This is a genomic window from Bacillus sp. JJ1127 (genome assembly GCF_036965845.1).
Taxonomy (GTDB): Bacteria; Bacillota; Bacilli; order Bacillales; family Bacillaceae_G; genus Bacillus_A.
The window spans coordinates 139132-164760 of sequence record NZ_JBALQK010000048.1; the positions used below are offsets into that span (position 1 = coordinate 139132).

Genomic DNA, 25629 nt, shown 5'->3' on the forward strand with positions numbered 1-25629 from the left:
TTATGGAATTGAATACAGCGATTGCCTTTATATTAATTTTTGGTGCACTGGTATTTTTCCATGAGCTAGGGCATTTATATTTCGCAAAAAGAGCTGGTATTTTATGTCGCGAGTTTGCAATTGGCTTTGGGCCAAAAATATTTTCATTTGAAAAGAATGAAACAGTTTATACGGTTCGACTGCTGCCTCTTGGAGGCTATGTTAGAATGGCTGGCGAAGATGCGGAAACAGTTGAATTAAAACCAGGTAAAAAAGTGGGACTTGTATTAAATGAAAACGAAGAGGTTGTAAAATTAGTTTTAGACGGGCGCGAAAAGTATCCGAATGTTCGCGTGATTGAAGTAGAACAAGCTGATTTAGAACATAGTCTCACAATCGCTGGTTACGAAGAGTACGAGGAAGAATTGCAAACATTTCGTATAAATGAAAAAGCTCGTATTGTTTCTGCGGGAGAAGAGATACAAATTGCTCCGTTTAACAGACAGTTTGGCTCTAAAACATTAGGACAGCGAGCGTTAACAATTTTTGCAGGTCCTGCTATGAACTTTGTCCTTGCATTTGTTATTTTCGTGATCCTTGGATTTGTACAAGGTGTTCCTGTTGATAAACCGATGGTTGGAAAAGTAATGAAAGATAGTGCTGCAGAACAAGCGGGATTGAAACAAGATGATATGATTCAAGCAATCGATGGGAAAGACACGAATACATGGAAAGATGTTGTAGCGATTGTACGTGAAAACCCAAATAAAGAAATTACGCTTCATGTAAAACGTGACAGCGAACAATTTAATGTAAAAGTAACGCCAACAGCTGATAAAGAGGGGAAAGAAAAGGTTGGTAGAATTGGTGTATACTCCCCTGTAGAGAAATCTATTTTTGGTTCTATTAAATCAGGTTTTGAACAGACGTATACATGGACGAAACTTATTTTTGACTCCATTATAAAATTGGTTACAGGTCAGTTTTCTATTAATGATTTATCAGGTCCTGTAGGAATTTATAATTTAACAGACCAAGTCGTGGACTATGGAATCACACGTGTTCTAAGTTTGGCGGCGGTTTTAAGTATAAATCTTGGTTTATTCAACTTATTACCGGTTCCAGCTCTTGATGGAGGACGCTTGTTCTTCTTCTTAATTGAGGCATTGCGCGGGAAACCGATTGATCGCCAAAAAGAAGGAATGGTGCACTTTATTGGGTTTGCATTATTAATGTTACTTATGTTAGTTGTAACGTGGAATGACATTCGCAAGTTTTTCTTATAAAATAGAGTAAAACTTGCAGTAAGTGTGAATCTCACAATATCTGTTGTGGATAGTGAATGAAATGAATAGAGCTCTGAGAGTTGTAATCCCTCACCTAATTTGAGGTGAGGGGTTTTACTGCGTATTAGAGTAAATTAAAGAGGTGCGAATAGATGAAACAAAGTATGGTATTTAGTCCTACATTACGTGAAGTGCCAGCAGATGCTGAGATTAAAAGTCATCAATTGCTGCTTCGCGCGGGATTTATGCGTCAAAACGCTTCTGGTATTTATAGCTTTTTACCACTTGGGCTGAAAGTATTGCATAAAGTAGAACATATTGTTCGTGAAGAAATGGAACGAGCGGGAGCGGTAGAATTATTAATGCCAGCATTACAAGCTGCTGAGTTATGGCAAGAATCAGGTCGATGGTATTCTTACGGTTCTGAGTTAATGCGTATGAAAGATCGTAACGATCGTGAGTTTGCATTAGGAGCAACGCATGAAGAAGTTATTACAGATCTTGTACGTGATGAGATTAAGTCTTACAAAAAGTTACCTTTAACACTATACCAAATCCAAACAAAATTCCGTGATGAGCAACGACCACGTTTTGGTTTATTACGCGGAAGAGAATTTTTAATGAAAGATGCGTATTCTTTCCATGCAACACAAGAAAGTTTAGATGAAGTTTATAACCGTCTATTCCAAGCGTATTCTAATATCTTTGCTCGTTGTGGTTTGAACTTCCGTGCAGTTATTGCCGATTCTGGAGCGATGGGTGGTAAAGATACTCATGAATTTATGGCGTTATCCGATGTAGGAGAAGATACAATCGCGTATTCTGATACATCTGATTATGCAGCAAATATTGAAATGGCTCCTGTTGTTGCTTCTTATACAAAGAGCGATGAAGCGGAAAAAGCGCTTGAAAAAGTAGCAACGCCAGATCAAAAGGCAATTGAAGAAGTATCTACATTCTTAAATATTGAGCCATCTCAGTGCATTAAATCAATGGTGTTTAAAGTAGATGAAAAATTCGTTGTTGTTCTTGTGCGTGGAGATCATGAAGTAAATGATGTAAAAGTGAAGAACGTATACGGTGCTTCAGTTGTTGAACTTGCTGCACACGAAGAGGTAAGAAACCTATTAAATTGTGAAGTAGGCTCTTTAGGACCAATTGGTGTTACAGGTGATGTTGAAGTTATTGCTGACCATGCGATAGCTGCAATTGCAAATGGTTGTTGTGGTGCAAATGAAGAAGGCTTCCACTATGTAAATGTAAATCCAGAACGTGACTTTAAGGTAAGTCAATATGCAGATTTACGCTTCATTCAAGAAGGAGATCAATCTCCGGATGGAAACGGAACAATTCGTTTTGCTCGTGGTATTGAAGTAGGACATGTATTTAAATTAGGAACACGCTATAGTGAAGCGATGAATGCGACATTCTTAGATGAAAATGGAAAAATGAAACCACTTATCATGGGTTGCTATGGCATTGGTGTTTCTCGTACAGTAGCAGCAATCGCTGAGCAATTTAATGACGAGAATGGTTTAATTTGGCCAAAAGCAGTTGCACCGTTCCATGTACATGTAATTCCAGTTAATATGAAATCTGATGCACAGCGTGAAGTGGGCGAAAATATATACAGTTCATTACAGGAGCAAGGTTATGAAGTATTATTAGATGATCGTGCAGAGCGTGCAGGTGTTAAATTTGCTGATGCGGATTTATTTGGTCTTCCGGTTCGCGTAACAGTTGGTAAAAAAGCAGATGAAGGTATTGTAGAAGTGAAAGTACGTGCGACAAACGAATCTGCAGAAGTAAAAGTTGAAGAACTTCACACATATATCGCTAATATTTTAAAATAAGAAGAGGTACCTCGTAATGAGGTACTTCTCTTTCTTTGTAGAGTAAGCTTTTTTTGAGAAGAAGGAAGAAACCTTTCTTTGCTGAAGGGAGCATTTCAATTTATAATAGCAGATGGAAGGAGGTTGCTTATGTCGTTAACAAATGAACAACAAGAGCGATTTCAAATTTTGCTCCAGCAGTTGCAAATACCGGAAGATCTTATCAATCAATATTTACAAGGTGGCGGTATTCAGAAGCTAGTTGTTGATAAAGTAAATAAAAGCTGGCATTTTGACTTACAGGTGCCACGTATTTTACCAACGGAATTATATGAATTGCTAGAAGCACAGCTCAAGCAGTCATTTTCTCATATTGCAAAAACGTCATTTGCACTAGAAACAGAAAATAAACAGTTTACGGAAGAACAGGTCAAGGCATATTGGCCACTTTGTACAGAGCGAATTATATTTTCACCTATGTTTGCGTATTTAAAAAAGCAACTTCCGCATGTAAATGGAGTGAAGTTGTTACTAAATGTGAATAATGAGTTGGAATCTACTGCGTTAAAGAAAAATCTTGCAAAGCCAGTAGGTGATCAATATGAAGTGTTTGGATTTCCGCGTTTTCAGCTTGAAACCAATATAAAACAGAATGAAGAGGAAGTTCAAAAGTTTCGTGAACAGACGCAGCAAGAGGATCGTCAGCGTGTGATACAAGCTATGGAAGAAATGGCCAAGAAGCAAACTGAAGAAAGCGACGTTGTACATGAAGGACCAATTGTACTTGGTTACCTCATTAAGTCTGATGAAGAAATTACGCCGCTGCGCGAAATCCAAGATGAAGAAAGACGAAAAACGGTCCAAGGTTATGTCTTCCATGTGGAAACAAAAGAACTTCGTAGTGGACGTACGTTATTAACGTTAAAAATAACAGATTATACGAATTCCATTATGATAAAAATGTTCTCACGTGATAAAGAAGATATTCCGTTGCTGCAATCCTTGAAAAAAGGAATGTGGATAAAAGCGCGAGGTTCGGTTCAAAATGATACGTTTGTTCGTGATCTAGTTATGATTGCAAACGATATTAACGAAATAACAGGACCTTCTCGTAAAGATAAAGCGCCTGAAGGAGAAAAACGAGTAGAGCTTCACCTGCACACACCAATGAGTCAAATGGATGCTGTTACCTCAGTATCTAAACTTGTTGCGCAAGCTGGAAAATGGGGACATGAAGCGATTGCTGTTACAGACCATGCTGTTGCACAATCATTCCCAGAAGCATATTCTGCAGGGAAAAAAGCCGGCATAAAAGTCATTTATGGAGTGGAAGCAAACTTAGTAAATGACGGTGTCCCAATTGCCTATAACGAAGAACACAGGTTGCTTGCCGATGAAACATACGTTGTCTTTGACGTCGAAACGACAGGGTTATCGGCTGTGTATGATACTGTTATTGAATTAGCAGCAGTAAAAGTCAAAGGCGGTGAAATTATTGATCGCTTTGAATCTTTTGCGAATCCACATCAACCGCTATCAGCTACGATTATTGAGTTAACTGGTATTACAGATGACATGTTGACTGATGCGCCAGAAGTAGGAGAAGTATTTGAAAAGTTTGAAGCGTGGATGGGTGATCATACACTTGTTGCCCATAACGCAAGTTTTGATATGGGATTCATAAATGTAGGATTTAAGAAATGTGGCTTAGACAAGCCTAAAAACCCAGTTATTGATACATTAGAGTTAGCTAGGTTCTTATTCCCAGAAATGAAGAATCATCGCTTAAATACGATGTGTAAAAAACTCGACATTGAATTAACGCAACATCACCGTGCGATTTATGATACGGAAGCAACGGGATATTTACTTGTAAAAATGTTGAAAGATGCCATTGAAAAGGGTTTTGAATATCACGATCAATTAAATGATAGCATGGGACAAGGTGATGCGTATAAACGTGGAAGGCCGAGTCATGTCACTTTGCTTGCAACATCCGATGAAGGTTTGAAAAATTTATACAAACTTGTTTCATATTCACATATCAATTATTTCTACCGTGTACCACGAGTACCAAGATCATTATTAAAAAAATATCGAGAAGGTATATTAGTTGGTACAGCTTGTGATAAAGGTGAAGTTTTTGAAGCAATGATGCAAAAGGCTCCTGAAGAGGTAGAGGAAATTGCACAGTTCTATGATTACATTGAGGTTATGCCTCCAGTGGTGTTGGGTCATTTAGTAGAGCGTGAGTTAGTTCGAGATGAAGGACAATTAAAAACAATCATTTCTAATTTAGTAAAATTGGGTGAAACATTAGGTAAACCAGTTGTTGCTACAGGAAATGTACATTATCTTGATCCAGAAGATGCAATGTACCGTAAAATTTTAGTAAGCTCACAGGGCGGGGCAAACCCATTAAATCGTCATTCATTGCCACCTGTATATTTTCGCACAACAGATGAAATGCTAGATTGCTTCTCGTTCTTAGGAGAAGAGAAAGCAAAAGAAATTGTTGTAGCCAATACACAAAAGATTGCATCATTGATTGGTGACGTTCATCCAGTAAAAGATGATTTGTACACACCGAAAATTGAAGGAGCAGACGACGAAACGCGTGATATGAGTTATAAAATGGCGCGTAGCATTTATGGGGAAGAGCTACCAGAAATCGTAGAAGCTCGTCTGGAAAAAGAATTAAAAAGTATCATTGGACATGGATTTGCCGTTATCTACTTAATTTCACATAAGCTTGTGAAAAAGTCGCTTGTAGATGGTTATCTTGTAGGTTCGCGTGGATCGGTGGGGTCATCATTCGTTGCGACAATGATGGAGATTACAGAAGTAAATCCATTACCTCCGCATTATGTATGTCCGAAGTGTAAGCAATCAGAGTTCTTCAATGACGGTTCTGTAGGTTCTGGTTTTGATTTACCTGATAAGGAGTGTCCAACATGTAATATTCCATATGTAAAAGATGGACATGATATTCCGTTCGAAACGTTCCTTGGTTTTAAAGGAGATAAGGTACCGGATATCGATTTGAACTTCTCCGGAGAATACCAACCACGTGCCCATAACTATACGAAAGTACTGTTTGGTGAGGATTATGTATATCGTGCTGGAACAATTGGTACGGTTGCGGAGAAAACAGCTTATGGTTATGTAAAAGGCTATGCCAATGATCATAATTTAACCATTCGGAATGCTGAGGTTGATCGTCTTGTCGCCGGTTGCACAGGGGTAAAACGTACAACAGGACAGCATCCAGGTGGAATTATCGTTGTGCCAGATTACATGGATATTTTTGATTTTTCACCGATTCAATTCCCTGCCGATTCGGTAGGAGCGGAGTGGAGAACGACACACTTTGACTTCCACTCTATTCATGATAATTTATTAAAACTGGATATTCTGGGACACGATGATCCGACCGTTATTCGTATGCTGCAAGATTTAAGTGGCGTGGATCCGAAAACAATACCAACAGATGATCCAGAAGTAATGAAAATCTTCTCTGGTCCAGAATCGTTAGGTGTAACAGAAGAGCAAATTAATTGTAAAACAGGTACACTTGGCATTCCGGAGTTTGGTACGAAATTCGTAAGGCAGATGTTAGAGGAAACAAAGCCAACGACATTCTCGGAGCTTGTCCAAATTTCTGGACTATCCCACGGTACAGACGTATGGCTTGGTAATGCGAATGAATTGATTTACAACGGTACATGTACACTAAGCGAAGTTATCGGTTGTCGTGATGATATTATGGTTTATCTGATTTACCAAGGATTAGATCCATCTTTAGCATTTAAAATCATGGAATCGGTACGTAAAGGTAAAGGTGTACCGGAAGAATGGGAAGAGGAAATGCGCAATAACAATGTACCTGGTTGGTATATTGATTCTTGTAAAAAGATTAAGTACATGTTCCCTAAGGCACATGCGGCAGCTTACGTACTAATGGCTGTACGTATAGCGTACTTCAAAGTACATTTTGCACTTCTATTCTATGCAGCATACTTTACAGTACGTGCAGATGACTTTGATGTAGAGGCAATGGTAAAAGGGTCAGCGTCAATCCGTGCGAGAATTGATGAAATTGCACAAAAAGGATTGGATGCTTCTCCTAAAGAGAAGAGTTTATTAACGGTATTAGAAATGACGCTTGAAATGTGCGAACGTGGTTATTCATTCCAAAAAGTTGATTTATATCGTTCGCATGCATCGGACTTTATTATTGATGGAGATACGTTGATTCCTCCATTTAATGCAATACCTGGTCTTGGTACAAATGCAGCCATAAGTATTGTTGAAGCACGTGAAAATGGTGAGTTTTTATCAAAAGAAGATTTACAACAGCGCAGTAAGGTTTCTAAAACAATTATTGAGTATTTAGATAGTCAAGGTTGTTTAGGTGATTTGCCAGATCAAAACCAATTGTCACTGTTCTAGTGGACTGGAAAAGTCTTTGCAAATCGGGATTTGCTATGGTATACTATTAACCGAGATAACCATGTCATGTATATTTTGCAAAAAAAAGAGTGGGGAAACCCACTCTTTCGTGTTACTATCTATGTTTTATCTACGTATGTAGGTGGGACATTTCTGTCGTATATACATATTTTGTTACAAGTTTTACTTCTTAAATTTGGTAATACTAAGACAGATATTCCCTGCTTAACAGCAGGGGCTTTTGTTAGCTAACGAGAAAGAATGAGATAGACCGTTTTATAATGAGGCGGAGTTTTTTCTTTCAAATGGTACATGGCGGCAGGAAGGAGGCTGTTTATGGATAAGAAAGTCACAGAAGTTGTTGAAGCACTTGCGCAGCCGATTGTTGAAGAGTTAAATCTTGAACTTGTAGATGTAGAATATGTGAAAGAAGGAAAAGACTGGTTCCTACGCGTATTCATCGATTCTGAGACAGGAGTAGACATTGAAGAATGCGGTGCGGTAAGTGAACGTTTAAGCGAAGCTTTAGATAAAGAGGATCCAATTCCTCATCTTTACTTTTTGGATGTATCATCTCCTGGAGCGGAACGCCCATTAAAGAAAGAAAAAGACTTCCAGCAAGCGGTAGGAAAGCAAGTGGCAATTAAAACATATGAGCCGATTGATGGTGAAAAGATGTTTGAAGGAAAGCTACTTTCCTATGATGGTACAACAATTACATTACTATTAACAATTAAAACACGTAAAAAAGAAATCCAAATTCCAATGGACAAAGTTGCGAATGCGCGACTTGCTGTTACGTTTTAGTAAGAAGGGGGATCTTCATGAGCACTGAGTTGTTAGATGCTTTGCTCGTATTAGAATCAGAAAAAGGTATTAGCAAAGATATTATTATTGATGCGATTGAAGCAGCTTTAATCTCTGCTTATAAACGCAATTTTAACCAAGCACAAAACGTTCGTGTTAGCTTTAACCCAGAAGTGGGAACAATTCAAGTTTTAGCACGTAAAGATGTTGTTGATAATGTGTTTGACCCACGTCTTGAAATCTCTGTAGAAGAAGCAAGACAAATTAATCCAAACTATCAAGATGGCGATGTACTAGAAATTGAAGTAACGCCAAAAGATTTCGGTCGTATTGCAGCACAAACTGCGAAACAAGTTGTAACACAACGTGTACGTGAAGCAGAACGCGGTGTTATTTATTCAGAATTTAGTGATCGTGAAGAAGACATCATGGTAGGTATTGTACAACGTCAAGATGCTCGTTTCATTTACGTAAGCTTAGGAAAAGTAGAAGCTTTATTACCTGTAAGCGAGCAAATGCCGAACGAACAATATAAGCCGCATGATCGTATTCGCGTTTTTATTACAAAAGTAGAAAAAACAACAAAAGGACCACAAATTTACGTATCACGTACACACCCAGGTCTTTTAAAACGTTTATTCGAAATTGAAGTTCCAGAAATTTATGATGGAACTGTAGAAATTCGTTCCGTAGCACGTGAAGCGGGCGATCGTTCTAAAATTTCTGTATATGCAGAGAATATCGATGTTGATCCAGTAGGTTCTTGCGTAGGGCCAAAAGGACAACGTGTACAACGCATCGTAGATGAGCTAAAAGGTGAAAAAATTGATATTGTTCGCTGGTCAAGTGATCCAGTTGAATATGTAGCGAACGCTTTAAGTCCATCACAAGTTGTATCAGTACTTGTGAATGAAGAGGAAAAAGCAACAACTGTTGTTGTTCCAGACCACCAGCTTTCATTAGCAATTGGTAAACGTGGACAAAATGCACGTCTTGCAGCTAAATTAACAGGCTGGAAAATTGATATTAAAAGCGAGTCTGATGCGAAACAACTTGGGATTGTAACAGAAGAAGACAACATGATCGCATTCGATTCAATTGAAGACGAAATCGAATAGAGGTGATGAGTGTGAGCAATCGAAAAGTTCCGTTACGAAAATGCGTCGCAACGCAAGAAATGAAATCAAAACGAGAGCTCGTTCGCATTGTTCGTTCCAAAGAGGGCGAAGTGTCCATTGATTTAACTGGAAAGAAATCAGGACGCGGTGCATATTTGTCAAAAGACAAAGAATGCATTATTCAAGCGCAGAAGAAAAATATTTTGGAACATCATCTAAAAGCGAAGATCGACAGTTCTCTGTACGAAGAGCTTCTTGAGCTTGTTGAGAAGGAGTCGAAATAAGTGTCCGATTGGAAATCGTTTTTAGGGCTAGCAAACCGCGCCCGAAAAATTATTTCGGGTGAAGAACTCGTTTTAAAGGAAGTACGAAGTGGCAAGGCGAAGTTGGTATTGCTTTCTGAAGATGCGTCAGCGAACACTACAAAACGCATCACTGATAAGACCACGTACTACAACATACCAATGAGAAAAGTCGAAAATCGACAACAATTAGGGCATGCGATTGGGAGAGACGAGCGAGTCGTTGTAGCTGTGTTAGATGAGGGCTTTGCGAAAAAGCTGCGTAGCATGCTCGATACAACTTACCGGGGGTGAAGGTATGAGTAAAATTCGAGTGTATGAATATGCAAAGAAGCACAATATCTCAAGTAAAGACATTATTACAAAACTAAAAGAAATGAATATCGAGGTTTCGAATCATATGACAATGTTAGACGATGAAGTAGTAAACAAATTAGATAATCAATATAATACTGGAACAGAAAAACCTTCTGTTGCAGATGAGTTTGAAGTAGAAGAAAAAGTTGTTCGCAGTAAAAAGAACAGCAATAAGAAAAAGAAAAAAGGCAAAGGAAATGAAGACAAACGTCAAGAAAACTTTGCTGGAAGACAACAAACACAAGTTGTAGAAACACCAGATAAAATTACTTTCTCTGGAACACTTACAGTAGGTGATCTTGCTAAAAAACTAAGCAAAGAGCCATCTGAACTTATTAAAAAGCTCTTTATGCTAGGTATTATGGCTACAATTAACCAAGATTTAGATAAAGATACAATTGAGCTACTTGCTAGTGATTACGGTATTGAAGTAGAAGAAGAAGTAATTGTAAGTGAAACTGAGTTTGAAACATTCATCGATGAGCAAGACGATGAAGAAAACTTAAAAGAGCGTCCAGCTGTTGTTACAATTATGGGACACGTTGACCATGGTAAAACAACATTACTTGACTCTATCCGTAATTCAAAAGTAACTGCTGGCGAAGCTGGTGGAATCACACAGCACATTGGTGCATACCAAGTTGAAGTAAATGACAAGAAAATTACATTCTTAGATACACCAGGTCACGCGGCATTTACAACGATGCGTGCTCGTGGTGCACAAGTAACAGATATTACAATTCTTGTTGTAGCGGCAGATGACGGTGTTATGCCACAAACAGTTGAAGCAATTAACCATGCGAAAGCAGCAGGAGTACCGATTATTGTTGCTGTGAATAAGATGGATAAACCAGCAGCAAATCCAGACCGTGTAATGCAAGAGTTAACAGAGTACGAATTAGTTCCAGAAGCTTGGGGCGGCGACACAATTTTCGTACCAATCTCTGCAATTCAAGGCGAAGGAATTGACAACTTATTAGAAATGATTCTACTTGTAAGTGAAGTAGAAGAATATAAAGCAAATCCAAACCGTTATGCAACTGGTACTGTAATCGAAGCACAGCTTGATAAAGGTAAAGGAACAATCGCAACATTACTTGTACAAAATGGTACACTTCGAGTAGGAGATCCAATTGTTGTTGGAACATCATTCGGGCGTGTTCGTGCGATGGTAAGTGATATTGGCCGTCGTGTGAAAGTTGCTGGTCCATCTACTCCTGTTGAAATTACAGGTTTAAATGAAGTTCCACAAGCAGGCGATCGCTTCATGGCATTTGCTGATGAGAAGAAAGCACGCCAAATTGGTGAATCACGTGCACAGCAAGCATTACTTGCACAGCGCGGTGAAAAATCTAAATTAAGCCTTGAAGATTTATTCCAACAAATCCAAGAAGGCGAAATGAAAGAAATTAACCTAATTGTGAAAGCAGACGTACAAGGTTCTGTAGAAGCAATGGCAGCATCACTTCGTAAGATTGATGTTGAAGGTGTAAAAGTAAAAATCATCCATACAGGCGTAGGTGCAATTACAGAATCTGATATTATTTTAGCTTCTGCATCTAATGCAATTGTAATTGGATTTAACGTACGTCCAGATGTGAACGCAAAACGTACAGCTGAGTTAGAAAACGTTGATATTCGCTTACACCGTATCATTTACAAAGTAATCGAGGAAATCGAGGCAGCAATGCAAGGTATGCTTGATCCAGAATTCGAAGAAAAAGTAATTGGTCAAGCGGAAGTTCGTCAAACGTTCAAAGTAACAAAAGTTGGAACAATCGCTGGATGTTATGTAACAGACGGTAAAATTACACGTGATAGCGGCGTACGTATTATCCGTGATGGCGTAGTAATTTATGAAGGACAACTTGATACGTTAAAACGTTTCAAAGACGATGTAAAAGAAGTTGCACAAAACTATGAATGTGGTATTACAATTGAGAAATACAACGATCTTAAAGAAGGGGACATCATTGAAGCGTACATTATGGAAGAAGTGAAGCGATGATTATCGCTTCACTCTCGTTCGAATGTATAATTTATGATGTGCATTCTTTAAAAGAGAAACGAGCAATTTTACAACGTGTGTTAACTCGTGTGAAACAGCGTTACAATGTGGCTGTTTCTGAAGTAGGACACCAAGATGTATGGCAACGTACAGAAATTGCAATTGTTTCCGTATCCTCAAATCGTGTTGTCTGCGAGAAAGAAATGAATCGTGTACTTGAGTACATTGATTCATTTCCTGAGATTGAACGTACGATAACGCAATTGGAATGGTATTGAATGAGGTGAATAGTTATGAAACTACGTGCGAACCGTGTGGGCGAGCAAATGAAAAAAGAATTAGGCGACATCATTAGTCGTAAAATTAAAGACCCACGTGTTGGATTTGTTACAGTAACAGATGTACAAGTGAGTGGAGATTTACAAATTGCTAAAGTATATATTTCTGTTTTAGGAGACGAAGAGCAGAAAGAAAATACATTAAAGGGTTTAGCGAAAGCGAAAGGCTTTATTCGTTCAGAAATTGGCCAACGTATTCGTCTTCGTAAAACACCGGAGATTTCCTTTGAATTTGATGAGTCTATCGGATATGGTCATCGAATTGATACACTTTTACATGAAATTAATAAAGACGGTAAACGTGAAGAATAATGGATAGACATTTGTCTATCCATTTTTTCAATGGAAAGTAAGTTTTGCGTACAAGTGTGCGTGTTCAAAAAAGAAGGTAAAGAGCGCCGAGCAGTTTGAGGTACAGGAGCTAGGAGGATATGAAGTGCAGATGGACCTACATGTCTACTGGACTGGCAATGTAACGAAGAAATGCTATGGCTATCCTTACCTGACTTTCTGAACATCATCTACAAAAGTATAATGATGAGGTGAACATATGGAAGGTGTATTATTATTACATAAACCAAAAGGAATGACATCACACGATTGTGTATTTAAGTTAAGAAAGATATTGCGTGAAAAGAGAATTGGCCATACAGGAACATTAGATCCAGATGTGACAGGCGTATTACCAATCTGTGTAGGGCGTGCCACAAAGATTGCACAATTTTTAACGAGTGAAACAAAAACATATGAAGGTGAAGTTACACTAGGCTTTTCAACAACAACTGAAGACGCTTCTGGTGAAGTAGTGGAAAAACAAGAAGTAAATCGCGTCATTACACGTACGGAAGTGGAAGGCGTATTAGCAGAATTAACAGGTACAATTGAACAAGTACCGCCTATGTATTCAGCTGTAAAAGTAAACGGAAAGAAACTATATGAATATGCAAGAGCAGGACAAGAAGTTGAACGCCCAGTTCGTACAATAACGATCCATGAATTTGTGTTACTTGATGATCGTGAAGTATTTGAAGGGGAGAATATTTCATTCCGCTTCCGTGTTACATGTAGCAAAGGAACGTATGTGAGAACATTAGCGGTTATGATTGGTGAAAAACTAGGATTCCCAGCACATATGTCACATCTTGTGCGAACAGCTTCAGGAGAATTTTTGCTAGAAGATTGCATATCATTTGAAGAAATTGAAGAAAACATGCAAAATGGAACAGTAGAATCTATTTTTATCTCAATTGATGAGGCATTAAGTAAATTTCCAAAAATGATTGTAGATGAAAAACAAACAGAAAAGGTGAAAAATGGTATGTTTTTAAAGAATGAACTGCAAGTGACAGCGCCGTTTATTACAGTATTTGATAAAAACGAACGTTGCTTAGCAATTTATGAACATCATCCAAAACACCCTGGCATGTTAAAGCCAATGAAAGTACTTGTGAATAATCAGGAACTAAAGCTATAATGAATTATTAGAAGGATTATTACAGAAAAAGGTGAATTCAAGCGTGAAACTCATTCATTTAACTCATCCACATGAACAAAATAAATTAGAATTACCACCAACTGTAATGGCATTAGGATTTTTTGATGGCATTCATTTAGGACATCAACGTGTGATTCGAACAGCAAAAAAAATAGCGGATGAAAGAGGATATAAAAGTGCTGTCATAACGTTTCATCCACACCCATCTGTTATATTAGGGAAAAAAGAAGCGCATGTGGAGTACATTACACCTATGAGCATTAAAGAAAAAGTAATTGCAAGCTTAGGGATTGATATGTTATATGTGGTGAAATTCGATGAAGTATTTGCTGGATTGTTACCACAACAGTTTGTAGATGAATATATTATTGGGCTAAATGTAAAGCATGTAGTAGCAGGCTTTGATTATTCATATGGACGTTTAGGAAAAGGGACGATGGAGACTTTACCATTTCATGCACGAGGGGAGTTTACACAGACCGTGATTGAAAAAGTTGAATTTCAAGAAGAAAAAGTAAGTTCCACAGCATTACGAAAATTGATTCGAGATGGAGAAATGGAACAAATTCCATCTATTTTAGGCAGAGCTTATACAGTAGAAGGAACGGTTGTTCACGGAGATAAACGTGGACGTCAAATTGGTTTTCCAACAGCTAATGTAGCTTTAAGTGATGAATACCTTCTGCCACCTGTTGGAGTGTATGCAGTAAGATTAAAAGTTCATGATGAGTGGCATGATGGTGTATGTAATATCGGTTATAAACCAACTTTTAAAGAGGCGGAGCGTAAGTTATCTATTGAAGTGCATTTATTCGATTTCAATGAGGATATATATGATCAAATTGTTACTGTTGAGTGGCATATGCGTATTCGAGAAGAGAAAAAGTTTAATGGCATCGATGAGTTAGTTGCACAAATTGCACAAGACAAAATGACGGCGCAAGAATATTTTAGTACCGCAAAGAATATGCTTGCTTTTTCCAATGAAAAGTAGTATTCTATGTTATGTACTTTATGACAACCATTGCTTGGCATTGCGACTCACCGACGCTTGCTAGGGAATTGGTGGTTTAATTATTAGGAGGTGAAATAGGATGGCTTTAACACAAGAGCGTAAAAATGAAATCATTGCACAATTTAGAACTCATGAGACTGATACTGGTTCTCCAGAGGTTCAAATTGCTGTCCTAACGGAGCAAATTAACACTCTAAACGAGCACTTACGTACTCACAAGAAAGATCATCATTCACGCCGTGGTCTATTAAAGATGGTTGGTAAACGTCGTAACTTACTTACTTACCTTCGTAATAGCGATATCACACGTTACCGTGAATTAATCACAAAGCTTGGCTTACGTCGATAGTCAAAGAAGCGGGAATATTCCCGCTTTTTTGTTAGGTAAAAATATATCTTCTACTCTTTATAGCTTACTTCATTTTCGGCAATACTAGAGGAAGAATATTGTGATAGACTATCCATTTACATAGAAGAATTGAATATTTTAAATTGAGAGGGGTACTTAAATGAGTCAAGAAAAGCAAGTCTTCTCGATAGATTTAGCTGGTCGTCAGCTAACAATTGAAACCGGTCAGCTTGCAAAACAAGCAAACGGAGCAGTATTAGTAAGATATGGCGACACAGCGGTTCTATCTACAGCAACTGCATCAAAAGAGGCAAAAAATGTAGATTTCTTCCCGCTTACAGTAAACTATGAAGAACGTTTATATGCAGTCGGAAAAATCCCAGGCGGTTTTATTAAGCGTGAAGGCCGTCCGAGTGAAAAAGCAATTTTAGCAAGTCGTTTAATTGACCGACCAATTCGTCCGCTTTTCGCAGATGGTTTCCGTAATGAAGTACAAGTTGTCAGCATCGTAATGAGTGTTGATCAAAATTGTTCTTCTGAGATGGCAGCTATGCTTGGTTCTTCATTAGCGTTATCGATTTCAGATATCCCATTTGAAGGTCCAATCGCGGGTGCAACAGTTGGTCGTATTGACGGCGAATTCATTATTAATCCAACAGTAGAACAACAAGAGAAAAGTGATATTCACCTTGTTGTAGCTGGTACGAAAGATGCAATTAACATGGTAGAAGCGGGAGCGGATCAAGTACCTGAAGAAACGATGTTAGAAGCAATTATGTTTGGTCATGAAGAAATTAAACGTCTAATTGCTTTCCAAGAAGAGATTGTACAAGCTGTAGGTAAAGAGAAAACAGAAGTACAACTTTATGAAGTGGATGCTGAGCTTAATCAAGCAGTACGTGCAATGGCTGAGCAAGACATGCATTCAGCAATTCAAGTGCACGAAAAACATGCACGTGAAGATGCGATTAATGAAGTGAAAAAACGTGTAATTGAGCATTATGAAGCGCAAGAAGCTGATGCTGAAACATTAGGACAAGTAAATGAGATTTTATATAAAATTGTAAAAGAAGAAGTACGTCGTCTTATTACAGTTGAAAAAATCCGCCCAGATGGACGTAAAGGTGATGAAATTCGTCCTTTAGCATCAGAGGTAGGTATTTTATCTCGTACGCATGGTTCTGGCTTGTTTACACGTGGACAAACACAAGCACTAAGTATTTGTACACTAGGCGCATTAGGAGATGTACAAATTTTAGATGGTCTAGGTGTAGAAGAATCTAAACGCTTTATGCACCATTATAATTTCCCATCCTTTAGTGTTGGTGAAACAAGACCGATGCGTGGACCAGGTCGTCGTGAAATTGGTCACGGTGCATTAGGTGAGCGTGCTCTTGAACCAGTTATTCCATCCGAGCAAGATTTCCCATATACAGTTCGTCTTGTATCTGAGGTTTTAGAATCGAATGGTTCTACTTCACAAGCAAGTATTTGTGGTAGTACTTTAGCGATGATGGATGCTGGTGTGCCACTAAAAGCACCGGTTGCGGGTATTGCAATGGGTCTAGTGAAATCTGGTGAGCACTACACAATTTTAACTGATATTCAAGGTATGGAAGATCACTTAGGTGATATGGACTTTAAAGTAGCAGGTACAGCACAAGGTGTAACTGCATTACAAATGGATATTAAAATTGATGGCTTATCTCGTGAAATTTTAGAAGAAGCATTACAACAAGCTAAGATTGGTCGTATGCACATTCTAGATCATATGTTATCTGCTATTGCTGAGCCTCGTAAAGAGCTATCTGCATATGCTCCAAAAATTATTACAATGACAATTAATCCGGATAAAATCCGAGATGTTATTGGACCAAGCGGTAAACAAATTAACAAAATCATTGAAGAAACTGGCGTGAAAATTGATATTGAGCAAGATGGTACGGTCTTTATTTCATCAATTGATCAAGAGATGAATGAAAAGGCGAAGAAAATCATTGAAGATATCGTACGCGAAGTACAAGTAGGCGAAATTTACTTAGGAAAAGTAAAACGTATTGAAAAATTCGGTGCCTTCGTTGGACTATTCAGTGGCAAAGATGGACTTGTTCATATTTCTGAACTTGCACTTGAGCGTGTAGGGAAAGTAGAAGATGTTGTGAAAATCGGTGACGAGATTTCAGTAAAAGTTATCGAGATTGACAAACAAGGTCGTGTAAATCTATCTAGAAAAGTATTGCTAAAAGAAGAGCAAGAAAAAGAAGCAGCAAAAGAAGAAAATACACAAGAACAAAAATAAGGAAAAAGCCAAATTTTGGCTTTTTTTTGTTATATAAAAAAATATAAGCAATATAGATTTTTATATAAGAAGGTATAGTTTTCAGCATAACGCTCAAATTAACAAAGATAAGAAGAGAATGGATTTTCTCTTTTGGGATAGTTAATGGGAGGGATTATATGAGAACTCGTATATTTATATGTATATCTATATTCTTTTTTTGTATAGGAGTATGTTCGTATTCAGTATTTGCCAATGATGATCTATATGAAGAAATTCAGAAACAGGCGAAGCTGCATTTAATTGCTCCTCAAAATGCAATGATTGATAAAATTTGGAAAGCGACGCCAGGGTATAATGGGAAAGAAATTGATACTGAGGCATCATATAATAATATGAAGAAGTTAAAGAAGTTTGATGAAAAGAAACTTGTTTTCCGGGAAGTATCACCTAGTGTTCATTTAGAAGATTTATCACCATCTCCAATTTATCGTGGGCATCCACAGAAGAAAATGGTTGGACTAACGATAAATGTTGCTTGGGGCAATGAATATCTTCCGCGTATATTAGAGACATTGAAAAAACATGATGTAAAGGCAACGTTCTTTTTAGAAGGTCGCTGGGTAAAAGAAAATTTAAGATTTGCGAAGATGATTGTGGATGCAAATCAAGAGGTAGGGAATCATTCCTATACGCACCCTGATATGAAAACACTATCTACAAATGAAATACAAGAACAATTACAAAAGACAAATCAAATCATTGAGGCAGCTACTAATCAAAAAGTAAGATGGTTTGCACCACCGAGTGGAAGCTTTCGTGATGAAGTTGTAAAGGTAGCAGATGACTTAAAGATGGGAACGATTATGTGGACGGTTGATACAATTGATTGGAAACATCCAGGGCCTGAGGTGCTCTTGCAACGGGTCATGGGAAAAATACATCCGGGTGCTATTGTATTGATGCATCCTACTTCCTCAACAACGGAAGCATTGGATACGATGATTATGCAATTAAAAAAACAAGGGTATAAAGTAGGGAATATTACAGAATTACTAGATGAAAAACGCATCGATTAAATACATTTGCATGACATTCATGCCCAAACTTGTTATCATTAAATAATAGCAATTATTTAGAGAAACTGGCATTAGGAGGAAAGTTTTTGATTAAAAAATATACTTGTAAAAATGGTGTAAGAATCGTTATGGAGAATATCCCAACTGTCCGTTCAGTTGCGATTGGTATATGGATCCATGCAGGTTCAAGAAATGAAAATGAGAAAAACAATGGGGTTTCGCACTTTTTAGAACACATGTTTTTTAAAGGAACAGAGACGCGTAGTGCGAGAGAAATTGCAGAATCATTTGATAGCATTGGTGGGCAAGTAAATGCATTTACTTCAAAAGAATATACATGCTATTATGCAAAAGTGTTAGATGAGCATGCGAAATATGCACTAGATGTTTTAGCGGATATGTTCTTTAATTCAACATTCGATGAAGAAGAATTGAAAAAAGAGAAGAATGTTGTATTTGAAGAAATTAAAATGTATGAAGATACGCCAGATGATATCGTACATGATATGTTAACGAAAGCAACATATGAAACGCATCCGCTAGGATATCCAATCTTAGGAACAGAGGAAACACTTGAAACGTTTACGGGTGATACACTGCGTCAATATATTAAAGATCATTATACACCTGAAAATGTTGTTGTATCGATTGCTGGAAATATTGATGAAACATTTGTGCAAACAGTGGAACAATATTTTGGTAACTACGAAGGAACAACAAATCGTGAACAAGTACATAGCCCGATTTTCCATTTCAATAAGGTTGCTCGTAAGAAGGAAACAGAGCAAGCACATTTATGCTTAGGTTTCCAAGGATTGCAAATGGGGCATGAAGATATTTATAACTTAATTGTGCTAAATAATATATTAGGTGGCAGTATGAGTAGTCGCTTGTTCCAAGAGGTACGTGAACAACGCGGTTTAGCATACTCCGTGTTCTCTTATCATTCTTCTTATGAAGATACTGGAATGTTAACACTGTATGGTGGGACAGGAAATCAACAATTAGATACGCTGTATGATACAATGCAAGAAACGTTAGAAACATTGAAAAATACAGGTATCACGGAGAAAGAACTCGTTAATAGTAAAGAACAGCTTAAAGGAAACTTAATGCTAAGTTTAGAGAGCACAAATAGTCGTATGAGCCGCAATGGTAAAAATGAATTACTTCTTAGAAAACATCGTTCTCTTGATGAAATTATTGAGAGTGTAAACAGTGTGACGAAAACAAATGTAGATACATTGATCCGCGATATGTTTACAAATGAATTTTCTGCAGCGCTTATTAGTCCAAATGGCGAGTTGCCAAAGGGAATGAAATAAAGAGAAATAACCGTATCTCGTGTTAAAGAGATACGGTTATTTTTTATCCCGTTATTCGCAGGCAGTAAGGTGCCTATCTCAAAATTCAGTGGAAGTAAAGAGATAAATCGATCGTAAAATTCTGGTTATTTTTTTTAGGCATGTAGAATAGGTACTTATTATAGAGTGTTGCTTCACATGAGCTGAATAAGGGGGAGAGTCCTATGCGTTTGAGTGAATTAAGTGGAAAGGAAATTGTAGACTTGGAACGTGCGGAAAAAATGGGAGTTTTAGGCCATGCAGATTTAGAAATTAATGAGAAGGATGGAAAGATTCAAGCTCTCATCATACCTGTTGGAAAATGGGGAGGTTTTAAAAGGGAGCAGCAGGAAGTGCGGGTAGAATGGAGCAGGATTAAGAAAGTTGGGCATGATATGATTATTTTTGACCTTGCGAATCATTCGGGGTCAAAATAAAAGATAACCATTTTGGTTGTCTTTTTCTTTTTTTATCCTGCTATTCGTGGATCATAATCTATCACCTCAAAGTGCAGCGAAAGCAAAGAAGTTAGACGGGGGATTAATTGCAAGTAAAATCCTTGCTGATTAAAGTTTCACTTTATAAACTATCAAATATTTAGAAATAATGTATGCTTTTTGTTTTGCAATCACCTCTAACTCGTACGGTACATATGATGTGGAGGAAAAAGAAAAAGTAGGCGCTTTTCATATAAATGAAAGAAAAAGAAGGTGAATTAGAGAATGTTGACTGAGATGCACATTGCTGTCATAGGGGGAGATGCAAGACAGCTAGAGGTGATTCGCAAGTTAGTTGAACTTGATGCGAAACTTTCATTAATAGGGTTTGACCAATTAGATCATGGTTTTACAGGGGCAGCAAAAGAGAGTATGCAAGATCTAGATTTCACTTCTTTAGATGCAATTATTTTGCCGGTAGCAGGAACAAATGCAAAAGGGGAAGTAGATACTATTTTTTCAAATGAAAAAGTTTCGATTACAAAAGAACAAATTGAAAAAACGCCAGCAAATTTTACTATATATTCAGGGATTGGTACACCATATTTGGAGAGTATTGTAGCGACTACCAATCGAAAACTTGTAAAGTTATTCGATCGTGATGATGTAGCAATCTACAATTCTATTCCAACAGTAGAAGGAACATTAATGATGGTTATTCAACATACAGACTATACGATTCATGGTTCGAATGTCATGGTTTTAGGATTTGGTAGAACTGGGATGAGTGTAGCTAGAGCTTTTCAATCATTAGGAGCGCATGTCAAAGTAGGAGCAAGGCGTTCGGAACATATCGCTCGTATTTCGGAAATGATGTTTTCTCCTTTTTATATGCAGGATATTGAGAAGGAAGTAAGTGACATTGATATTGTGATTAATACAATTCCGCATCTTGTTGTAACGGCAAGAGTTATTTCACGGATGCCAGCGCACACTTTAATTATTGACTTAGCTTCTAAGCCAGGTGGTACGGATTTTCGTTATGCGGAGAAGCGAGGAGTTAAAGCTTTGTTAGCACCTGGTCTTCCGGGAATTGTTGCACCGAAAACGGCGGGGCAAATTTTGGCTAATGTTCTTTCTCAGCTATTAACAGTAGATATGATTGCAAGAGAGGAGAATGGGAAATGAGCTTGAAAGGGAAACGGATTGGTTTTGGATTTACAGGTTCACATTGTACGTATGCAGAAGTTATGCCGCATTTAGAGAAATTGATTGCAGAAGGGGTGGAAGTACTGCCAGTTGTCTCCTACACCGTACAAACGACAAATACTAGATTTGGTGAAGGGGAAGAGTGGATTGGAAAAATTGAAGAAATAACAGGAAACAAGGTTATTAATTCTATTGTAGGAGCAGAACCACTTGGCCCGAAAATCCCGTTAGATTGCATGGTGATTGCTCCATTAACAGGAAATTCAATGAGTAAATTTGCGAATGCAATGACAGATTCTCCAGTTTTAATGGCAGCGAAGGCAACGCTCCGAAATGGAAAGCCGGTTGTATTAGCTGTTTCAACGAATGATGCCCTTGGGCTCAATGGGGTAAATCTCATGCGTTTAATCGCTACCAAACATATTTATTTTGTTCCATTTGGGCAAGATGCACCGGAGAAAAAGCCGAATTCAATGGTAGCTCGAATGGAGTTGCTTGAAGATACAATAATAGAAGCGCTAGAAGGGAAACAATTACAACCAGTTGTTGTAGAAAAATTCAGATATATGAATTAAAAAACGAAAAAAAACAGACAATTTTTTATGAAACCATCATTCTTACCGCAGAATATGATAAAATTAACGTTATTAAGATTAGAAGGGGTACTTTATACCCCTTCTAATTCTAAGTATAGAAGGATTGGTATCTAGAAAGGGGCATAGTGATGGAAAAGCAAAAAACTTTTCATGTCGCTGTAGTTGGAGCAACCGGCGCAGTTGGTGAACAAATGTTAAATACTTTAGAGAAACGAGAATTTCCAATTGGGAAGTTAACGTTACTTTCATCTAAACGATCTGCAGGCAAGAACCTTGTATTTAAAGGAGAAGAATTCACAGTTCAAGAAGCAACGCCTGAAAGCTTTGAGGGAGTGGATATTGCACTTTTTAGTGCAGGTGGATCTGTATCGAAACAATTAGCGCCAGAAGCAGCAAAACGCGGTGCAATTGTTGTTGATAATACAAGTGCATTCCGCATGACAGAAAATGTGCCACTTGTTGTACCCGAAGTAAATGAAAATGACTTAAAAGAACATAATGGTATTATTGCAAATCCAAACTGTTCTACAATTCAAATGGTAGTCGCTCTTGAACCAATTCGTCAGCAATTTGGTTTAAAACGAGTAATCGTTTCCACATATCAAGCTGTGTCTGGTGCAGGTGCTGCTGCAATCGAAGAGCTTCATGAACAATCACAAGCAATCTTAAATGGGGAAGAAGTAAAAGCGAATGTTTTACCTGTATCAGGTGACAAAAAACATTTCCCAATCGCGTTTAATGCTATCCCGCAAATTGATAAGTTTCAAGATAATGGATTTACATTTGAAGAAATGAAAATGATTAATGAAACGAAAAAAATTATGCATATGCCTGAGTTAGAAGTTGCAGCAACATGCGTACGTTTACCAGTTGTATCAGGACACTCTGAGTCTGTTTACATTGAAGTGGACAAAGAAGGTGTTACAGTAGAAGAAATGAAAAGCTTACTTTCAAATTCAGAAGGTGTTGTACTGCAGGATGATCCAGCAGTACAATTATACCCAATGCCATCTACTGCAGTAGGTAAAAATGAAGTATTCGTTGGACGAATTCGTAAAGATTTAAATAATGAAAAAGGATTCCATCTTTGGGTCGTATCTGATAACTTATTAAAAGGTGCTGCATGGAACTCTGTTCAAATTGCAGAGCGATTAGTAAAATTACAATTAGTGTAAACGGCTAAGAGAAGGTGCAAAAAATGAAAATTATTGTTCAAAAATTTGGTGGGACATCTGTACGTGATGAAAATGGACGTAAGCATGCACTTCACCATATTAAAAAATCATTAGATGCTGGTTATAAAGTAGTTACGGTTGTATCAGCTATGGGACGTAAAGGTGAACCATATGCAACAGATACATTATTAAACCTTGTGAATCAAGAGAAATCTAGTATTTCAAAACGCGAACAGGATTTATTATTATCATGTGGAGAATTAATCTCTGCAATCGTCTTCTCAAATATGTTAAATGAAAACGGAGTAAAAGCAGCGGCTTTAAATGGTGCACAAGCTGGTTTTGTAACAAATGCTGATTTTACAAATGCGAAGATTATTGAAATGAATTGTGATCGTATACATGAAGAGTTACAAAACACAGATGTTGTTGTTGTTACTGGATTCCAAGGGCAAACGAAAGAAGGCGATACGACAACACTTGGACGCGGAGGTAGTGATACTTCAGCTTCAGCATTAGGTGTTGCGCTTCACGCTGAATATATTGATATTTTCACCGATGTAGAAGGTGTAATGACTGCTGATCCACGTATTGTAAAAGATGCACGTCATCTTCAAAACGTAACATATAATGAAATTTGTAACATGGCTTATCAAGGTGCAAAAGTTGTTCATCCGCGTGCAGTTGAAATCGCTATGCACGCAAAGGTACCACTTCGTGTGCGTTCTACGTATTCTGATAATGAAGGAACACTTATTGCCGCATATGATGGTGCTACAAAGGGCCGTGATGTAGAAGAGCGACCTGTTACAGGAATCGCTCATGTATCAAACGTGACACAAATTAAAGTGGTTGCAAAAGAAGGATCGTATGATCTACAACAGCGTGTTTTTAAAGAAATGGCGAGTGAAGGAATTAGCGTTGACTTAATTAACATTTCGCCTACAGGTGTGGCTTATACAGTGAATGATCATGTATCGGGCCTTGCAGTTGACGTTCTACGTAAGCTTGGATATGAACCAATCGTAACGGAACATTGTGCGAAAGTATCCATTGTAGGAGCGGGAATGGCAGGTATACCAGGAGTTACAGCGAAAATTGTCACAGCGCTGGCAGAAAAAGGTGTAACAATTTTACAATCTGCCGATAGTCATACGACAATTTGGGTGCTTGTGAAAGAAGTAGATTTAGTGGAAGCTGTGAATGCATTACATAGTGCATTTGAGCTTTCTAAAGAAAAGCAACTGGAACAATAAGGAGTGAGACCATGATAGATTTTGGGACAATTGCAACAGCGATGGTAACACCGTTTGATAAAAACGGAAATGTCGACTTTGCAAAGACAACTAAATTGGTAAATTATTTAATTGATAACGGTACAACAGCAATCGTGGTAGGAGGAACAACTGGAGAGTCTCCTACATTATCATCAGAAGAAAAAGTAGCGTTATATCGCCATGTCGTATCTGTTGTCGATAAAAGGGTGCCCGTAATCGCTGGAACAGGTAGCAATAATACACATGCTTCTATTGAATTAACGAAAAAAGCAACAGAAGTTGGTGTTGACGCAATTATGCTAGTAGCACCGTATTATAATAAACCGAGCCAAGAGGGAATGTATCAGCATTTTAAAACAATTGCTGAAAGTACTGAACTTCCGGTTATGTTATACAATGTTCCAGGGCGATCTATTGTACAAATCTCCGTTGATACAGTTGTTCGTTTATCAGAAATACCAAACATTGTTGCAATTAAAGATGCTGGCGGCGATGTATTATCAATGACAGAAATCATTGAAAAAACAGCGGACGACTTTGCTGTATACAGCGGTGATGACGGTTTAACGTTACCAGCTATGGCAGTTGGAGCTAAAGGTATTATTTCTGTTGCCTCTCATGTTATTGGAAATGAAATGCAAGAAATGATTGCGGCGTTCCAAGCAGGAGATTTCAAAAAAGCACAGAAATTGCATCAATTACTTGTAAAAGTAACAAATGCGCTATTTATGGCACCGAGCCCAACACCAGTAAAAACAGCGTTACAAATGGTTGGATTAGATGTAGGCTCTGTACGTCTACCACTTCTTCCGTTAACAGAAGAAGAAAGACTAACATTGCAGGGTGTAATGCAATCAATCCCTCGTTAACATAGGGTGAAAAGGGGCTGTCCCATAA

Annotated in this window: 22 protein-coding genes; all 22 read left to right on the plus strand. The window is 37.8% G+C overall.

Annotated elements, in window-relative coordinates; genetic code table 11:
- Positions 1-8 precede the first annotated feature (8 nt).
- The 22 genes from rseP (at position 9) to dapA (ending at position 25601) form a co-directional block, all read left to right on the plus strand.
- Positions 9-1265: an RIP metalloprotease RseP gene (gene rseP, locus V7183_RS06595; protein ID WP_335359012.1), complete on the plus strand. Its 1257-nt coding sequence runs from the start codon at positions 9-11 to the stop codon at positions 1263-1265.
- A gap of 152 nt (positions 1266-1417) precedes the next feature.
- Positions 1418-3118, plus strand: coding sequence for a proline--tRNA ligase (locus V7183_RS06600; RefSeq protein WP_335359013.1), 1701 nt, complete (start codon positions 1418-1420; stop codon positions 3116-3118).
- A gap of 129 nt (positions 3119-3247) precedes the next feature.
- A complete protein-coding gene (locus V7183_RS06605) occupies positions 3248-7549 on the plus strand; it encodes a PolC-type DNA polymerase III (protein ID WP_097895231.1) in 4302 nt (1433 codons plus the stop codon).
- Between the two features lie 336 nt (positions 7550-7885).
- On the plus strand, positions 7886-8356 hold the full coding sequence (gene rimP, locus V7183_RS06610) for a ribosome maturation factor RimP (RefSeq protein WP_017151263.1): 471 nt from the start codon (positions 7886-7888) through the stop codon (positions 8354-8356).
- 17 nt (positions 8357-8373) lie between these two features.
- Entirely contained in the window at positions 8374-9474 is a 1101-nt protein-coding gene (gene nusA / locus V7183_RS06615; RefSeq protein WP_097895232.1) for a transcription termination factor NusA, read from the plus strand.
- A gap of 11 nt (positions 9475-9485) precedes the next feature.
- Positions 9486-9758: an RNase P modulator RnpM gene (gene rnpM, locus V7183_RS06620; protein WP_026590333.1), complete on the plus strand. Its 273-nt coding sequence runs from the start codon at positions 9486-9488 to the stop codon at positions 9756-9758.
- A complete protein-coding gene (locus tag V7183_RS06625; RefSeq protein WP_017151266.1) occupies positions 9759-10070 on the plus strand; it encodes a YlxQ family RNA-binding protein in 312 nt (103 codons plus the stop codon).
- 4 nt (positions 10071-10074) lie between these two features.
- Complete coding sequence (gene infB, locus V7183_RS06630; RefSeq protein ID WP_335359014.1) at positions 10075-12141, plus strand: translation initiation factor IF-2; 2067 nt, start codon at positions 10075-10077, stop codon at positions 12139-12141.
- Entirely contained in the window at positions 12138-12419 is a 282-nt protein-coding gene (locus V7183_RS06635) for a DUF503 domain-containing protein (protein WP_097895238.1), read from the plus strand. The genes infB and V7183_RS06635 overlap by 4 nt, the downstream gene beginning before the upstream one ends.
- A gap of 15 nt (positions 12420-12434) precedes the next feature.
- Positions 12435-12791, plus strand: coding sequence for a 30S ribosome-binding factor RbfA (gene rbfA, locus V7183_RS06640; protein ID WP_017151269.1), 357 nt, complete (start codon positions 12435-12437; stop codon positions 12789-12791).
- A 238-nt stretch (positions 12792-13029) separates the two neighbouring features.
- On the plus strand, positions 13030-13953 hold the full coding sequence (truB, locus tag V7183_RS06645; RefSeq protein ID WP_335359015.1) for a tRNA pseudouridine(55) synthase TruB: 924 nt from the start codon (positions 13030-13032) through the stop codon (positions 13951-13953).
- A gap of 43 nt (positions 13954-13996) precedes the next feature.
- On the plus strand, positions 13997-14968 hold the full coding sequence (gene ribF, locus V7183_RS06650; RefSeq protein ID WP_097895243.1) for a bifunctional riboflavin kinase/FAD synthetase: 972 nt from the start codon (positions 13997-13999) through the stop codon (positions 14966-14968).
- A gap of 100 nt (positions 14969-15068) precedes the next feature.
- Positions 15069-15338 carry a 30S ribosomal protein S15 gene (rpsO, locus tag V7183_RS06655; protein WP_001229392.1) on the plus strand — a complete coding sequence of 90 codons (270 nt, stop codon included), beginning with the start codon at positions 15069-15071 and terminating at the stop codon, positions 15336-15338.
- 160 nt (positions 15339-15498) lie between these two features.
- The gene (pnp, locus tag V7183_RS06660) at positions 15499-17637 is read left to right on the plus strand and encodes a polyribonucleotide nucleotidyltransferase (RefSeq protein WP_335359016.1); all 2139 of its coding nucleotides are present in this window, start codon (positions 15499-15501) and stop codon (positions 17635-17637) included.
- A gap of 158 nt (positions 17638-17795) precedes the next feature.
- Positions 17796-18695, plus strand: coding sequence for a polysaccharide deacetylase family protein (locus tag V7183_RS06665; RefSeq protein WP_335359017.1), 900 nt, complete (start codon positions 17796-17798; stop codon positions 18693-18695).
- 86 nt (positions 18696-18781) lie between these two features.
- A complete protein-coding gene (locus V7183_RS06670; protein WP_097895249.1) occupies positions 18782-20020 on the plus strand; it encodes a M16 family metallopeptidase in 1239 nt (412 codons plus the stop codon).
- Positions 20021-20223: 203 nt separating this feature from the next.
- A complete protein-coding gene (locus V7183_RS06675) occupies positions 20224-20475 on the plus strand; it encodes a YlmC/YmxH family sporulation protein (RefSeq protein ID WP_097895250.1) in 252 nt (83 codons plus the stop codon).
- 285 nt (positions 20476-20760) lie between these two features.
- Complete coding sequence (gene dpaA, locus V7183_RS06680; protein ID WP_097895252.1) at positions 20761-21663, plus strand: dipicolinic acid synthetase subunit A; 903 nt, start codon at positions 20761-20763, stop codon at positions 21661-21663.
- Positions 21660-22259, plus strand: a complete 600-nt coding sequence (locus V7183_RS06685) for a dipicolinate synthase subunit B (protein ID WP_097895254.1) — start codon at positions 21660-21662, stop codon at positions 22257-22259. Before dpaA ends, V7183_RS06685 begins: the two co-directional genes overlap by 4 nt.
- 149 nt (positions 22260-22408) lie before the next feature.
- A complete protein-coding gene (locus V7183_RS06690; RefSeq protein ID WP_335359018.1) occupies positions 22409-23455 on the plus strand; it encodes an aspartate-semialdehyde dehydrogenase in 1047 nt (348 codons plus the stop codon).
- 23 nt (positions 23456-23478) lie between these two features.
- Positions 23479-24711 (plus strand): aspartate kinase, encoded by a 1233-nt coding sequence (dapG, locus tag V7183_RS06695; RefSeq protein WP_097895258.1) that lies wholly within the window; start codon positions 23479-23481, stop codon positions 24709-24711.
- Between the two features lie 11 nt (positions 24712-24722).
- A complete protein-coding gene (dapA, locus tag V7183_RS06700) occupies positions 24723-25601 on the plus strand; it encodes a 4-hydroxy-tetrahydrodipicolinate synthase (RefSeq protein WP_097895261.1) in 879 nt (292 codons plus the stop codon).
- Positions 25602-25629: the final 28 nt, after the last annotated feature.